Origin of the sequence: Erythrobacter sp. SCSIO 43205 (genome assembly GCF_019904235.1) — a bacterium.
Lineage (GTDB): Bacteria > Pseudomonadota > Alphaproteobacteria > Sphingomonadales > Sphingomonadaceae > Erythrobacter.
In genome coordinates, this window is sequence record NZ_CP063202.1 from 1,032,521 (window position 1) to 1,048,735 (window position 16,215).

Annotated in this window: 9 protein-coding genes; 2 read left to right on the plus strand and 7 right to left on the minus strand. The window is 58.7% G+C overall.

The annotated features are described in order from the left end of the window. Nucleotides 1-3 precede the first annotated feature (3 nt). From INR77_RS04870 to INR77_RS04900, 7 genes are all read right to left on the minus strand, one after another. Entirely contained in the window at nt 4-381 is a 378-nt protein-coding gene (locus tag INR77_RS04870; RefSeq protein ID WP_223072814.1) for a helix-turn-helix domain-containing protein, read from the minus strand. Then, nucleotides 378-716: a hypothetical protein gene (locus tag INR77_RS04875; protein WP_223072815.1), complete on the minus strand. Its 339-nt coding sequence runs from the start codon at nt 714-716 to the stop codon at nt 378-380. The genes INR77_RS04870 and INR77_RS04875 overlap by 4 nt, the downstream gene beginning before the upstream one ends. A gap of 875 nt (nt 717-1,591) precedes the next feature. Then, nucleotides 1,592-3,562 carry a ParB/RepB/Spo0J family partition protein gene (locus INR77_RS04880; protein WP_223072816.1) on the minus strand — a complete coding sequence of 657 codons (1,971 nt, stop codon included), beginning with the start codon at nt 3,560-3,562 and terminating at the stop codon, nt 1,592-1,594. A gap of 709 nt (nt 3,563-4,271) precedes the next feature. Next, nucleotides 4,272-4,637: a type II toxin-antitoxin system RelE/ParE family toxin gene (locus INR77_RS04885; protein WP_223072817.1), complete on the minus strand. Its 366-nt coding sequence runs from the start codon at nt 4,635-4,637 to the stop codon at nt 4,272-4,274. Next, nucleotides 4,638-4,907: a type II toxin-antitoxin system Phd/YefM family antitoxin gene (locus INR77_RS04890; protein ID WP_223072818.1), complete on the minus strand. Its 270-nt coding sequence runs from the start codon at nt 4,905-4,907 to the stop codon at nt 4,638-4,640. 49 nt (nt 4,908-4,956) lie between these two features. After that, entirely contained in the window at nt 4,957-9,207 is a 4,251-nt protein-coding gene (locus INR77_RS04895) for a strawberry notch family protein (RefSeq protein ID WP_223072819.1), read from the minus strand. 78 nt (nt 9,208-9,285) lie between these two features. Further along, the gene (locus INR77_RS04900) at nt 9,286-10,200 is read right to left on the minus strand and encodes a toprim domain-containing protein (protein ID WP_223072820.1); all 915 of its coding nucleotides are present in this window, start codon (nt 10,198-10,200) and stop codon (nt 9,286-9,288) included. A gap of 149 nt (nt 10,201-10,349) precedes the next feature. Between INR77_RS04900 and INR77_RS04905 the strand changes: the two genes are divergently transcribed. Both INR77_RS04905 and INR77_RS04910 read left to right on the plus strand, forming a co-directional pair. Continuing rightward, nucleotides 10,350-10,928, plus strand: coding sequence for a lytic transglycosylase domain-containing protein (locus tag INR77_RS04905; protein ID WP_255573942.1), 579 nt, complete (start codon nt 10,350-10,352; stop codon nt 10,926-10,928). Between the two features lie 1,621 nt (nt 10,929-12,549). Next, nucleotides 12,550-16,038 carry an autotransporter domain-containing protein gene (locus INR77_RS04910; protein WP_223072823.1) on the plus strand — a complete coding sequence of 1,163 codons (3,489 nt, stop codon included), beginning with the start codon at nt 12,550-12,552 and terminating at the stop codon, nt 16,036-16,038. Nucleotides 16,039-16,215: the final 177 nt, after the last annotated feature.

The following is a 16,215-nucleotide window of genomic DNA, read 5'->3' on the forward strand; positions in this document are numbered from 1 at the left end:
GGATCAGGCCTGCTCCCCCGCCGAACGCGAGCGTAGATACTCGGCGAAGCGGCCAAGCTCCGCGCGGTCCTCGCTCGAAAGATCCGCCACACGCCGCGCCAGATGCGCAACGTCGGGCGGCAGACTTGCCGAAGCTTCGTCCTCGCCAGTGAAATAGGCGACCGACTGCCGGTAGAGCTTGGCAAGGCGCGTTAGCTCGATCGCCTCGACGCGGCGCTGGCCACTCTCGATATCGGTTAATGCCGTGCGCGGAATCTTGAGATAGCTCGCAACTTCGTCCTGCTTGAGGCCGAGATATTTTCGCGCATCGCGCAGACGATTGCCCAGGCGTTGACGTTCCATCGCGTCAACGCCTTCCTGACTGATAGCCACATTGCTCATGGCTTGGCTCCCTTCTTTTTGACCCAGACCTTCTCGATCCGAGGCACGACATGAGCGAGCGCCTCTTCGATCGAATCATATCCCCCGGTCCGCACGATGTTGTCGCGCAACTCGAAGCCCACGACGGTCTCTACGGCGCACAGCGTATCAACGACCGATAGCGAATCGAGCGGCACCGCAGCCTTCATGGTTCCCGCCTGATCCTTGGGCAGGGAGATACCGCGCAGCTGCGCTTCGATCTGCGCTACGGAGAGCAGCTCGTCGGTCAGCGCCTTGATCACAGCGGCCTTTGGAAAGGCCGTCGTTGCAGGAGTGGGAGGGGCAATGGTCGCCATAGAAGCCTCGCATGATTAAGCTACATTCTATTTCTATAATGTCTGAATATCCGACATGCAATCCAATTTTTCGATGCGCTACGCTGTCAGCGTGTGCGGAGGCTGAAAGGCAGATAATCGCGTTCGCCGCTTCCGTAGGAGATTGCCCGGTCAGTCGATCATTGGTGACGACCGGCGCTCATCGATTCGATGTCCGCTCTTGGGATATCGGCGAGAGAGGACCAACGACTGAGTTTGGGGCGCAAAGCAGACTTGGTTTAGGCGCGAGGCGCCCCACACACTAGCCCCTTCATCGGCGCTATCGGCGGGCGGAACAAAGCCCCAGTAGATGCCGGGCAAGTGCTGTTTGATCGGCCATTCTCCCCCCGGATTGGACAGAAGGAAGCTTCATGTCGAGGGCAATTTGATCTTGTCAAAAGTAGTCGCCTGACTTGATCGAGACATTACCCGAAGCGAAGCTATGGGGATAGCGACAGTGCTTTCCGTAGCCGGTCAGAGGCCGCAATTCTGTTCGCTGTTCGCCAAATTTCCGCTTACGAAGAATTTCATTTTCATCATCGTTTCACTCAAAACTAAGGCCAGTCAGTAGCCCAGAGCCGATCTCGCCTAAGTTCCCAGTTTGTCCCCAGAATGCCCACCGGCTCTCGCTCCATAAAAAGTTGCGAAAATTCAATGCATTGAACGATACTCTCAATTGACTGGAACCGTGCCCGCACATTGGAACTTGACAGCACACCGTACGCAGCTGATCGCATCCATCAACATGGGCTCGTGCTGCATAGGTGGTCGATGGGGAATAGGGACCTACTCACTAAGGCGGCCCGTCCCGACAGGGACGGACCGCCCGCCGAGTGACCTGGACCTGTCAGGAGGGGTCAGGCAGCCTGCTCGGCAATTCCGTCCGCGTTTTCGTCTTCGGTCGGGCCCGCAGCTTCATCCTCGACCGGTTCCTCAGGTGAACCGAAGCGCATGATCTCGGGCACCCACGCTCCCGCTCGCGTTTTCACATCCGCCTCCCCGATAAAATTGCCGGAGAAGATGCGCTCGGCTGCGCTCGCCAGTTCTGCCTTCTTTGAACCTGCATAGCGGCTGACGAGTTCGGGGCCGCCTGCTGCATCGAGCGCTTCGAGCGTGCGTGCCTTCGCCACGCGATCGAAATAATTCGCCGCCGTTGGCCGCCACCAATGCGCCGTCTCGATCTCGAGCAGCGAACCGAGGATCTCGTGCAGCGGTGCCGAGCGATCGCCTTCACACGCAAGGCTAGCGACCAGCGTGCGGGATACGACATGGCCGAGCCAGGCTGAACGTGCTTCATCGCTCAATGCGCGGAAGCGTTCGAACCGCTCGACATCCGTCTCACCGGAGCGCCAGCTTTCGTCGAGCGAAGCGGCAAATTCGGCAAGCGCAGCGCTCGCTGGGGCGTCCTTCGCCTCGAAGCCGGCAACCGGCCCCGATGCTACCGAGCCGACCAGCGTCGATGCCTTCTTCGCGCGCCAGTCATGCCCATCGGCATCCGCGAGCGTGAAGACCATGAAGTCGAGCGCAAGTGCGGGATCGTTGGCGAGATGTATCGCCAGGATGTCTCGGCGCTGGATAGCGAGCTCGTCGAGCAGACGCTGGGAGAGGGCGCCGCTCTTGCGCTTGGTATCAGCGCCAGTATCAACCGGTTCGACTGCTCCGTCATCAGCGTTGACGACTTCAACTTCGGTGTAGAATTGCGGCACCAATGCCGGTTCGCCATTGCGAGAGAGCACGAGGAACGCTCCAGCCTCCGACTTGAGCTCATCGGCAAACACCGGCGGTCGGTCGTTGAGATCGCGCATCGCGCGATTGATCGAGACCAGTTCTTCTTCCGCCTTGGCGATCTCGCTTTCGTCGCTGTCCTCATCCTCGAGGATGGCGGCGACGCGGTCGTAGTCGGCTTCAAGGTCGCTGAGCTCGCGAGCTTCGTCTTCGGTTAGCGGAGCCGGTTCGCATGGGAGCCGATTGAGGCCCTCGATGAGATCGTGGCTGACATAGTTGCCAAGCGTTGGTCGCACCCAGGCAAGTCCGTGTTCTTGCGCGACCTTCTTCGCAGCGTCATCCATCGCTTTCTGGGCAAGGTCTTCGAGTAGCGCGACATCGATCCAGCTCTCGCTGGCTTCGTCGTCGAACAGTTCGCGTTCGATGCGGCCACCCGCAGCAAGGTACGCATCGCGCCCGACGAGAACCGCGCGCGGATCGGAGCCACGAACAGTGGCATCAAGCACCATGCGCCGGATTGTGTCAGGCGTGACCTGGTACCAGGCATCCTGCAGCTCGGCATAGACGTGCGCCTGACGGTCGATGTCTGAAATCGCGCCATAGGCCTTGGCCATATCGAGCGTGATTGCGCCTTCGGCAAGCGCTTGGAAGACACAAGGTGCGAGGCCTGCCAGACGCAGACGACCCTCGACAAAGCGCACTGTAAGACCGAACCGGCGGGCCACGTCTTCGGTGCTAGCGCCCGCCTCGATGATGGCGGCGAAAGCCTGCGCCTCGTCGGCCGGGTTCATGGCGAGGCGCTGGAAGTTCTCAGCGAGGCTCGCTTCGCGAACCTCGCTTTCCTCGCCTTCGATGACAAGGCAGGTGACCTCGTGACCCTTGGGAAGCGTGCCTTCCTCGGCCAGCGCTTGAAGCTGAGCCAGACGGCGACCACCGGCCTCGACCTCGAACTTGCCGCGCTTGGCCTTTCGCACGACGAGGTTCTGCAAGAGACCGCGCGCGGCGATGTCCGCCCGGAGTTGCAGGTCGGCAAGGACGTCGCTCGTCTTGCGCACATTGCGCGGACTTGGAACGAGCTTCTTTAAGGGAATAGACTGGATCATGGATTGTCTCCTGATGGATTGGAGAGCCACGCGAAGGTGCATGGCCCGGCAAGCCACAGGCTCCCTCCCCTCTCATCTGTCTGAGGTGGCAACGAATATTGCGGTTGCGAAACGTGATGCTGCGCTGCATCATCGGAGCATGTCTCAGGCAGAAGACCCAGAAGAGAATAATCTCGTTCGCGCCATCACCCACAGGCGACGGATCAGTACCACGTATAATCGCGAACGATTGTGGTTGGACCCGCACCTCTAGTTCTTCAGAGGCGAACATGCCTTTATGCTGGCATTCAATGCCGGAAAACCGGTCACTCGCGATCAAGGTCCAAAGCTGGGCCAATTCAAAGTGGCCGGGCTGAGCAATGTTGTACTGGAGCAGTCGAGGTTCGTTCCACTGGCAGGCTTTGACGGGCTGGCGCCCCGACCAGATGATTCGGTCATCATCACAGCTATCGACGCGGTACCGTCAGCTTGACGCGAGAATCGAAAGCCCGCGAGCTTCTTTCCGTAACTGGGACTAACAGTGGGGTCCGGGAGCGGATGATCGCGGTGAAACAGCGCTTGTTCGTGTACCACTAGAGTCGCTCAGGCGTATAGCCTGTGTGTTCGAGGCGTTGCTTGCCGCCCGCAAATGTACGTGGCTAAGATGCTCGACCGGTCGAAAGCAACAGCCAGCCTCAGTCAGCCAAAGAGGCCTTTCTGCGGGCCAGCCCTATCCCCGCCGGTCACCAAGCAGTCGCTCTTCGAGAAGAGTACGAAAATCCCGGCGCGCATCAGCGACGACAAATACGGTCGCACAGCCCGGCGTTGGCTTGTCTCGATACCGATAGATGATAAGAAAAGGAGAACGCGACAATTGGCGGAAGTCGTTGATCCCAAGCGCCTCTAGTTCCTGCGGAACCGGGCCCTTTTCGGGATGGTCGGCCAGCGACTCGATATCGGAGATCAATTTGTCGAGCAGTGCATCCGCACCATCATCACTATCGATTCCGCGCTGGTCGCGGCGCCGACGCCAGATACCGGCCAGATCTCGCTCCGCGCCAAAAGTAAGTTCCACCCTTGCAAGCGGTTTCGCCATCTAGTTGGACGTGCCCCGAACCCGACTTGCAAGCCCCTTAACCGGACGGGTTCGGCCTGTGTCGACATCGGCCTGACCAAGCGCAAGAAGTTTGAGGAGTGCGAGTGTTTCCTGTGCCTGTTCATAGCTGGCAACATCCTGCAATACCGCCTTGGCTTCGCCGTTCTGGGTGATCACCAAAGGCCCGGCCCCTTCTCCGATCTCACGGATGATTTCGGCACTGTGGGCCTTGAGATAGCTGATCGGCTTTATTCGCTGATCAAGTTTCATAGATCGCTCCGAGACTGAATTTGGTTCTAATATAGTCCATTGTGAGGTTTCAGGAAAGAGCCGGTGCGATTGCCAGACTCTCAAAGACCGTACTTGCCTTCGACACGGGAACGAAAAGGCGCGTACGGTAGCGAATGATCTCGGTGAAACAGCCCTTGGTCTTGTACCACTTGAGGCGCTCATGTGCATACCCGGTGAGTTCAAGGCGTTGCTCGCCGCCGACCAGAGAGCGCTTGATGGTCAGTGCGTCTTGACTGGCAAGCGGCTGGGGCGTTCCGCTTGTCAGGACCAGTCTTCCGAGTTCAGCTGGCGCCGGAGCGGACACACCCTTCAGGCCGAACGTCTCGGCAATCTTGGCCAAGTCGATATCGAGAACTTCGCGCCCGATGATCGAGCTCCCGTCCTCGGCGGCAAGGCGGGTGACGCGGACATGGTCGCCAGGCAGTCGCTTCCAGACCGGGAGCAGAAGTCCTGTGGCCAGATGCACTCGTTCGGTCACTGGCGAAGCCGCTGCAGCGCTTTCTTCCTGTGCCCAGAGCTTGGAGAACTCGGTCACGCCGACCTCTTCCCACACGCTTTCACCGAGCGCATCGAGCGTCCAGTTGGCGGATTTAAGCGGGCGAAGAAGGCGACGGCGTTCGATCACCGCGCCATCATCGGCAACGAGGCGGCGGGCTGGAACTGACAGGGCCACCTTGCCCGAGCGCGCATTGCGCAGGGGAATAGCCTGGGGTGATCCGATCTCGTGCATCCTCACGAGACGTTTGAAGCGCAGCGGACGCAATTGGCGTTTCACTTCGAGCGAAACCAGGCGGGTTTCGGCGCCCGAAACAGGATCTGTGCGGAGAACTTCATCAGACAGCACCGTAAAGCTGTCGGCGCGGACCGTCTCCAAACCCAGATCGAGCGTGCCAGCCTCGCGTGCGGCCTCGATGCGCGCTTCCACAAGTCCGAGATATTCCTCGAAGATGGCGTTCTGCAGTGCGATCGGGAGCGCAAGTATGCGATTGAGCCAGCGTTGGATCGTGGGAAGGTTATCGCTCAGGCCGCCATCGGGGTTCTCGAGCTTGAGGCCTGTTAGCTCGACGAAGTCCCCGAAACCAACCGCCTCGAGTTTTCCATCGTAAAGCAGGTGGAACCAGCGCGAGAGCGCGTCCTTCGCATAATCGCTTTCGAGATTGTCGGCAGGGTCGAACAGGTTCTGTCCCCCTGTCTGACGCTGGCCGCGTGTGAGAGCGCCCAATGCGTCGAGCCTTCGCGCGATTGTCGAGATGAAGCGGCGTTCGCCCTTCACATCGGTCGTGACCGGGCGGAACAGCGGCGCAGAAGCCTGGTTAGTACGGTTTGTCCGGCCAAGACCCTGGATTGCATTGTCCGCGCGCCAGCCCGGTTCGAGGAGAAAATGGACGCGGCGCTGCTGGTTCTGCGCATCGAGATCGGCGTGATAGGATCGGCCCGTACCCCCCGCGTCCGAGAAAATCAGAATACGCTTCGTCCCGTCCATGAAGCACTGTGCTTCAGCGACGTTGGCGCTTGCGCTTCGACGTTCAAGCCGCTGCTGACCGTCGCGTCCCAAGACCAACCTGCGCGTGCGGCCTGTGACCTCGGCCACAGCCTCGGTCCCGAAGTGCTCGATGATGGCATCGAGTGCAGTGGCGATTGGCGGAAGGGCGCAAAGCTGTTCGATCAGCGCGTCGCGCGCAGCGATGGCACGCGAGCAGAGAACGGGATTGCCGTGATCGTCGCTCATCGCTTCGGATCGCAAATTGCCTTCCTCGTCAGTGAAGACCTGCATCAGGCGCACCGGGAAGCTCTTCGCGAGATAGTCGATGACATATTCGCGCGGAGAGAGATCGATATCGAGCGCTTCTCGCTCCTCGTCCGAGAGATCGGCCAGGCGTCGGTCAAGCATGGCCTCAGCGGTCGAGACCAGCTGCACCACCACCGAATGATCATCGCCGAGCGCCTCTTCCATTGCCGGGATCAGGCTCGGCAGTTTCATCGAGAGCAGAAGCTGCCCAAAGAAGCGCTGCTTGGTGCCTTCGAATATCGAGAGCGCCGCTGCCTTGGCGTTGCGATTGAGCGTATCGCCGCTGTCCTCATCGACCACCCTTGTGGCTTCGAGTGCTTGGTCGAGATTGCGGTGGATGATCGCCCAGGCATCGGCGTAGGCATCGTAGATCCGCACCTGCGCCTGCGTGAGCTGATGTTCGAGGATCTCGTATTCGACCCCGGCAAAGGACAACGCACGGGCAAGGTAGAGCCCCTGTGCCTTGAGATCGCGGGCGACGAGTTCCATCGCCGCGACGCCGCCGGCGCGGATCTCGGTCATGAATGCCTCATGCGTTGGAAACGCGGTTTCCGGCCCCCACAGTCCAAGCCGTGCTGTGTAGCCCAAATTGGCAATGTCCGATGCACCGGTAGCGGAGGCATACAAAACACGTGCTCGCGGCAGGTGGTTTTGCAGCCTAAGCCCTGCCATCCCTTGCTCTGACCCTTTGACTTTGCCGCGGGTGGAGGCAGAGCCGAGCGCATTGGCCATGGCATGCGCTTCGTCGAAGGCGATCACGCCCTCGAAATCTTCGGCGGCCCAGGCGAGGATCTGATCGAGCCTTGTATCCTCGGCGCGACCCGAACAAAGCGTTGGATAAGTTACGAACAGAATACCCTCGGCTATCGTCACCGGACTTCCGAGCGTCCATCGGGAGAGAGGCTGGATGTCGAGCGGGAGCCCGCCAAGAGCTTCCCAGTCGCGGCGCGCATCTTCGAGCAGGGCCTCGTTTTTGGTGATCCAGATATGACGGCGTTCGCCCGAGAGCCAGCGGTCCATCATGACGCTTGCGATCTGGCGGCCCTTGCCTGCGCCCGTACCGTCACCGAGGAAAAAGCCCTGGCGATAGGAGTGGCCGTCCTCCGCGAGTTCGACCGTCGTTCCTTCTTGGCTCGGCTGGAATTGCCCGGGAAGATCGCGCGCGAATGCCTCGCAAGCGTAGACCAGTGTTTCGCATTGCGCGGCCGAGAGCAGTTTGCCCTCTTGCCAGTTCGCGGGAAGCAATGGGCGCGCTTTCGGCACCGGTGCCGCGACCGAGCCCATCGCAACCGATTCTACGAGCGGTGTCGGGTGAACGGCAGCATCATGCATGATGGCGCGGCTCGGTCGGTAAGGCAGGTAGATACCCGCCTGCGCGGGAACGGGCGCGGGCTCGTCAAGGGCCTGATAGTCAAGCGCGACCGCCGCGCTTGTCTGGGCGGCTTTGGTCTCGAAAGGAGCGACGGGCTTGCGCGCGGCGGCCCCGCTCACCGATGTCGCAATCGAGCGTACCGGAAGGCGATGGATATTGGCGTGCATCGGCGAGCGAACGGGCAAATGCGCCAGGCAGGAATTCAGTACGGCGAGATCGGCGAACTCTCCCGAAATCGTGGAATTGTCCTGAATATCCGCCTTCTCGATCACGACCATTTTGACAGCGATCCCGGTTCCGCTGCGTGAAAATGCGCCCGACAGCCGGACGTTGAGCAGCAGCGAAGTCTGTTCCTGGTCCTCGACAAAAGCCGTAGCATCAAAGCCGTCCGGGAGGATTGCAACTAGGCGACCTCCCACAGCGCAAATCCGCAGCGCACTGCGCAAGTGGCGCATTGCCGTGCGGCCATCGACGCCCCGCTCGCGGCTTCGAGCGAACGGAGGGTTCATCATGATGATGCTGGGGTTTGAGCCATCGACGAGTTCGGCGATCAACTCGCCATCATGAGCGGATAGTCTGGCTCTAGGGAAGATATGTGCCAGCGCATGCCGGCGTGCGGGATCGATTTCGTTGAGGCTCAGCGAGCACCCTCGAACGTCACCCCAGAGCGCAAGAGCGCCATTCCCGGCTGACGGTTCGAGAATGTGATCGCGCGTGCCAAGCGACGCGGCCTTGGCCATGAGCCAAGCAAGGATCGGCGGGGTGGAGAATTGCTGCAGTTCGACCTGGCTCTGGCTGCGCACGTGGCGAGGCGGTAAGGCTGCATCGAGCCAATCGAAACGTGCTGCAGCCTCGTGGAAACCTGTATCGAGGTCGATGCGTGAGAACTCGCGGAGCCAGAGCAAGGCGCCAATCTCGACCGCGTTGTTGTAGTCGTCGATGGTCCACGCACTGCCCCAGTCCTGCACGTCGGTTTGAGCGGCGAAAAACTCGGAAATGTCAGGTCGGGTGAGATGGCATCCATCCGCAAGTCGCCGGGAAATTCGTTCACCGATTGCGAAAGCGAGCGGAATTGTGCTCGATGTCTCGCGGTCTGGAAAAAAGTCTGACTGAAACATGGCTTGTCGTCCTCCTGGTTGAGGCATCGGGACATGCGCCCTCTGCCGGGTCAGGAATTCGAGAAGCTCTCTCTCCTCTTAGCGACACGCCTTTCGGCGCAGCCATGACTGGAGCTCGTCGTTCCAGTCGGTACCGCGCAACTTAGGCCGTCGAACTTGGATTTGCCGCCCTTCACGGAGATAGGCACCTAGCCCGCGCTCGGCTGCAAGGTCGCCGCCAGAATCGTGATCCACGAAGAGATGAAGGTCGCTCACGCTCTCCGGAATGGCAACCAGCCCGAAGCGTCCATTGCCCAGCGTTGCCCACGTCGGGATACCAGTGAGCGCATAGGCCGACATCGCGCTTTCAATGCCTTCGGCGAGACCGAGCCTTCCCTCGGCAGGTTCGAACAGACGTACCGCCGCCTCGCCGAGAGACCCCAGTGCGCGTTTCGGCTTCGCAAACAATGCCTGCGTATTGCCGCATTGCGACAGGAAAGTCCGGTGAACGGCAATCGGCCCCTCGTCGAGGCTGACCGCAGCGATCATCGCTGGCAGGAAGCGTGCGCGACCCTTCGGTCCAAGCGGCGTGCGCGGATGAAATTTCAGCGCATGGGACGTGGCGAGGATGCCGCGCCCTTCGAGGTAGGCCTTGGCAGGACTTCGGTGCAACGGTCGAGCATCGCGCCAGATGCGGAGTGCTGCAGCCGATGGCTGGCTGGAATAGCGCGGCTGGATCGGAAACTCGTCGGAGGAGCCTGAGAATAGCGCAGAGGTCTCGATCCCTTCTCGAGCGAGGGCAGCGAGCACGCTCGCCTGATCGCATCCGGCGAAACAATGCAGGAGAATAGCCTTTCGGCCAAGCGTGACACCGAGTGAAGGCGTGTGGTCATCGTGCGCTGGACACCGGGCCATGCCCTTGGAGCCAGACCACTTCCCGCCGCGGCTCTCGCAGAGCTTGCGAGCGGTGTCCTCAAGCGAAGCTCGGGAAAGGGTTGAGTTCGAAACGGACATACTGGCTCCATCGCCGCACAATTGCCCCTGCAGACTGCCCCCTTTCCTCTTGCCGGACGCGTTTGGCGCTTTCCTACACCCCAATGTTCTATTTATGTTCTATTGCACATTCAGGCAAGTTAGGAGTGAGCGTGATGAGACGAAAATGGGTGGCTAACGTATATTGCGGGCTTGCAATTGCATTCCCCGCGATCGCTCAGGCGCAGGAGTTCCAGGTCTTTGATCACCGGCTGAGCAAAGTCGAAAAAGCGGCAGACCAAGAAGTTACCTACGATCCGGCATCGGCGGTCATTGGGACCGAAAGGGAGACCTCATCCCCGGCTCATCGAAGTTTCAAAGAGACTCTCTACGAACCCCTCATCCGCCAAGCTGAAGCAAGGTATCGATTGCCGCCTCGCTTGCTCCAGGCATTGGTCTGGCAGGAATCCCGGTTCAATCCAATGGCGATCAGCCCGGCTGGTGCAGCTGGTCTTGCGCAACTCATGCCTGCAACCGCACGAGAACTCGGCGTAACCAATCGGCACGATCCAGCTCAGAATATCGACGGTGGCGCGCGATATCTAAGGCAGATGCTCGACCGGTTTGGTGAAATCCATCTCGCACTGGCAGCCTACAATGCGGGGCCCGGCGCGGTATCGCGTGCAGGCGGAATTCCAAGAAATCGGGAAACGCCGCGATATGTGAGGAGCGTTGTCCAAAGATGGATTGAAATAGGGAAATTCGATTGATTGGATTGTCGAAACTTGAACCTCTGTTTGGGTTAGTCTCTCGTAGTGGGCTCAGGCTAAGCGATGTGTCAGGAATGATGTCACCTTTGCCAAGTGCGGGACACTATTTCGACACGACTACCAGCAAGAGACCCGATCAGCTTTTGCGGGACGTGAGATTATGATGGGTAATTGCGAGGATTGGGGTTGTCTCTCCAAACGCTATGATTGCGTGTGGCGTCATATAAACCCAGCTGTTCGGGCGTAGGAGCAACAAGGTATCTGTTGGAGAGCGGCAAATTTGGTAAGAGCCCGCATTGTTGTTGCATATAATTCGCTATCGCCCCAGGGCCCTCTTATCGGGAATCGCCCTGCTTATCCTTGGGGCTTAAGGCTGCAATTGAAGGTCAATATCTTCACGGCCGTCCTATCAGGTGCGGCATTGGACAGCTGTTATCTAGGACCCGTAGGTCTTGCAAAACGGTCTGTTGGCGAATGTATCAGTGTCGCTGGTTTTTGAGCCGGTCAACACGGTATTTGGACCATGAGCGTCCGTTTTGAGACCCGTTGGATTAAGATTGGGACAGGCTTCATCTGTATGGGCGACGCGGCGAACCCGTGAAGTTCGCACGCGATTTCCAAGTCGAGCGCGAGCACGCGCGATACGTTCTTCTGTTGTTTCGTTTCTGCGATCTGCATCCTCTCCAGATCTATGCAGCGCGTGTGCGGCATCAGTGAATTCTTGGCCTCCAGCAACTGGGTTTCCAGAGGCTAAAGTGGTCACTAGGAGAACAAGAGCTTTGAACATCACTGAAGAACTATGGAAATTTCTTTAAAAGGGTCTTCGTGGTTATCCCTAAGCCACCTTAACCATAGATGCCTCCTTATCGCGCTGTTTTTTGCAAACGGCCCGCGTCTCGCGTCGCACTCTCCATTTTTTCTTGCTCTGGTTTGGTGCTAAATCCTGCATTTTGACGTTCCCGCGTTGAGGAGGGCTCCATCAACAGCTTTTGCGAAGCACTTCGGGGCTTATTTGCCCGTAGGGTCCGTGAGCGGGCAGCATCGCGCTTTTTTTGCGATATGCATTTGGAGCAGTCGGAAACTTTGTGAGGGGCCTAGGTCAGGATTTGGAGGACGAAACTGCCGTTCATTAGCGGGGACACAATCGGGACGCGAGACTGTAGGGCCGTAGGATTTCGAGAGAATTAGTCTTGTCTCTGATGCTTTTGCTGCCATCCCCTGCATAGTTACGAGATGTCACTATCGTCGGCTCATATTGTTTGCTGAGCCGGAGCTGTACCCAACTTAATCCAATGCACTCGAACGTTGGGTGAAGGCGTTTGTGATCTGATTATTAAAAGCAGTAGAGCGAGATCGTTGTGATGGAGATTTCGTCCAGTCATAGGAAATAGAAATGTATTGGCCGAACTCACAGCGCGGCCAAATGGGCCAATCCCCCCGAGTCATAGGTCGATCCAGATCCAGCTTGCGAAGTCTGAGTTTTATCCTCCGGGCTTTATCCGGTCTAAACATCTACACATCGGATGCTCGAGAGACGCAGGAATTGTCAGGAAACTGCTTTGCAAAGCGCATTCAGTGTGTATTAACTATCGCATTCAACTTGAAGACTCAGGGGGAAATCATGAAAAATCGTATTCTAATGTCTGGTGTGGGCTCGATTGCTCTTGCCGGAGCTCTTGCTGCGTCTCCCGCGTATGCAAATGACGGGGTCGATGCCGATCTCGTAGGTCCAGTGGCCGAAGACACCGAAACCGCAGATGGTTATGACGCGCGCGCCGCCGTGGCTCCGCTCAACACCTTCTCTGGCCTTGATACTGGCGCACTCAGCGTCACTATGACCGACGTTCACGACTTCCGTGTCTCGCGCACCAGCGATGACTACATCGGCAGCATCAACGGCCCTGACCAGCAGCTGATTGTACGTGACGATGTTGGTGTGGACTTCGGCGATCCGGATGACACAGCGCCTTATGCGGTGCACATCTTCATTCAGGACAATATTAGCGGCGGCGTGTTCTTCAACTGCTCGGGCAGTGTGATCAACCCACGCACCGTTCTGTTTGCAGCGCACTGTGTGAACCAAAGCAGCGGCGGCCTCGCGACGTTCTCGTCTGAGGAATATGGTCTGCCCGAATCCGGCGCATCGACCACGATGCTCGTCTCCACCGGGCAAGACAGCTTTCCGCGCTTGATCAACACCATCCAAACCGGTGCTGGTTATGCTGATGGCGGCGCTGCGCTCTCGACCGACGTCATCATTCACCCAACCGGAAACCTCGACAATACGGGTCTTGGATTCCCATGGGCGGACGTTGCAATGATTGCGCTTGATGCGCCCATCACTGACGTGCCTTCGCTGCCAATCCTGCTGACCCCGCTGACCGAGCTCACGCACGTTCTGCAAGTTGGTTATGGCACGAACGGTACCGGCCTCACTGGCGGCACCAATGCGGGCGATCGTTTCCTTCGCCGTGTGGGTGAAAATATGCTTGGCATGGTCGGGAGTCTTGGCGATTACATCGATCCGATCTTCCCGGACTTTGCGCCATCGACGGTATCCCTCGGCTTTGAAAGCCAGGCCTACTACTGGACCGATTTCGACGATCCGAACCGTACTCCGGAAGCAAGCGCTGGATGCGTATTTCCGGGCGACACGATTTCGTGTGAGAGCCTCGAAGCAGTGTACGCAATCGACTATTTCGATGGCGATGCGCTTGCTGGCGAAGCAGGCACGGCTCCTGGCGACTCCGGATCGCCACTGGTCGCTGACCAGCTTGCGGACTTCCCGCTCGCAATCGGCGTTCTGTCTGGCGGTTTTGACTTCTTTGGTCTGGGCTCTGCCTATTCGGATGTGAGCTTTTACAATCCGCTCTATCCATTCTTCGAGTTCATCACCGAAAATACGCCATACAAGTATGTTTCGGCGAAAAAGGGTAATGGAAACTGGTCAGACCCAACCCACTGGACCCAAGACCTTGATCCAGGCTTCTTCATTCAAGATGAAACCGGAGCCATTGTGAATGGTATTCCAACTGGCAATGAGCCGGGCATCTTTGAAAGCGGCCCGAAACTTGGCACCGTGCTTGGCGTCGACATTTCGGGTAACGATGGGACCATCACCCCGGGCTTTGAAGGCATCGATACAACGCTACCAGAAAGCTCCGCTCTGCTTGGCCCAGGTTCGACCGGCTTCGTGCCACAGAACACCGACGGAACGCCCGGTGTCGCCTTTGCTAATCCAGCACAGTATTTCGAAGTCCATCTCAACAATAAAGGCCGCACCACGGTCGACATGGATGTTGAGATCGACAAGCTGGTCGTGAACAGCTCTCGCGCAAAACTGCACGTTGATTCTCCCTATAGCTTCACCACTATTCAGGACATCGAGCAGTTTGGCGGGCTGGTTGTGAACGATGGTGTCATCAACACCCCGTTCTATTACCTCGTCGGCGGTGAGCTTGCTGGCGATGGCGGCACGATCAACACCAATGCTCTTTTGAACATCGAAGGTGTTCTGAGCGCTGGTGGTATCGGCCACATCGGTTCGATGACGATCAACGGCGACTATCTTCAAACTTCGGGCGGCGCACTGTGGAGTGACTACGCTCGCGGTAGTCGTCGCTCGGTTGTCAGCGACACGTACGACATCACCGGCACTGCCTTCTTGGATGGCACGTTGGTTGTGGCTGCAGATGGTCGTCGTCCGCGCTTCGGCACTGAGTACACTGTGCTTACCGCTGGCGCGATCGATGGCGCGTTCGATGACACCGTGTTTATCGGCCGTTCGGCCATTCTCACTGCTGAATCGCGGGTCGAGGGCAACGAAGTTGTCGTTAAGTTCGTTGCACGCAGTCTGCGCGGAATACTTGGCTTTGGCCACCGGTTGGAAGAGTTGGGCACCGTGCTCGACGTCTTGCGCCAGTCGCGTTTCGCCGAGTTTGCTGGTCTGTTCGACTATATCGATGCGGCTAGCATTGACACGCTGGGTGCGACACTGTCGTCGATCACTCCGGTGAACGCCTTCAACCAGACGTTTGCAGCCAATGCCATGTCGCAGCGCTTCACCGGCCAGATCGCTCAGCGTAACCTTACGCTGCGTGATGGTTCGCGTGCATCGGGTGCGTTCAGCGCTGCTGGCAATGCTAGCTTCGCTATCGCTGGCGGCGCTCCTGCCGAAATCGGCAAGATCGGCGTGTTCGGCACCGCTTCTGGCATCTACCGCAATGGCGGCCAGATCCAGCAGGGTGTGACCGGCAACGGCTTTGGCGGCTTTGGTGCCTTTGGCGTCAATGGCGTGAGCACTGGCACAATCGGCGCGAATGCGTTCGAGCAAGCCGCTCTCACCCAAGCCGGCGAAATCACTGTCGGCGCTGATATGCGTTTGTCGGAAGGCTTCAGCTTCGGTGTAGCCGTCTCCAACATCCGCAACAGCCAGGACGTGCTGACCGGCGGTCAAACCCAGGGCGATCTTGCTCAGTCGGTTGCGATCTACGCCAGCTATAACGACGGCGGCCTGTTCGCCGATGGTTATGCCGGTTCCGCTGACCTTCGTCTTGGTGCCAACCGCGAAGCGCAAGGTGAGTTCGCTCTTGCCTATGACAACGCTATTGGCCAATCCGACAGCAGCCAGGTGTTTGGCGGGGTCCGCATGGGCTATGCCTTCGACCTTGCTGACGGCATCGAGATGGGCCCAGTGGCAAGCGTCGACTATCTCAACAACCGCATTGGCGGCTATGACGAGACAGGCGCAGGTGCATTTGGCCTCAGCATCGATGATCGCACCTTCACCTCGGTGGGCGCGAAACTCGGCGCAATGGCAAGCTTCGACATCAAGACCAGCGAGAAGAGCGCGCTTCGTGCGTTCGGTTCGGTGGCCTATGCTCGTGAGCTTGGCGATACTGAGGACGTAGTATCCGCGCACTTCTTCGGTGCAGCTGATACGCCGTTCAGCATCTCCAACTCGCTCGATCCAGAGTGGGTGAGCGTCAACGCTGGCGCGGAAATGTTGCTTGGCAACAACTTCTCAGCATCGCTGTCTGTCACCTCGGACATGGGCCGCGGCGTTCTTTCGAACGACCAGGCTCAAGCCTCGCTGAGCTGGCGCTTCTAAGCTCCAACCTTCAGCCCCGGCTGTAATCAAGCGCCGGGCCTTTCCAACAGGGAAGGCCCGGCGTTTTGTGTTTGGGGCGCACCGCTCCGCTCGCCTCAGCGGCGTTGGAGGTGCTTGCGGTTCTTTCTCCGAGGGCCGAAAACTCTGCGTTGCTACTTGGCTACTGATTGGAAATCA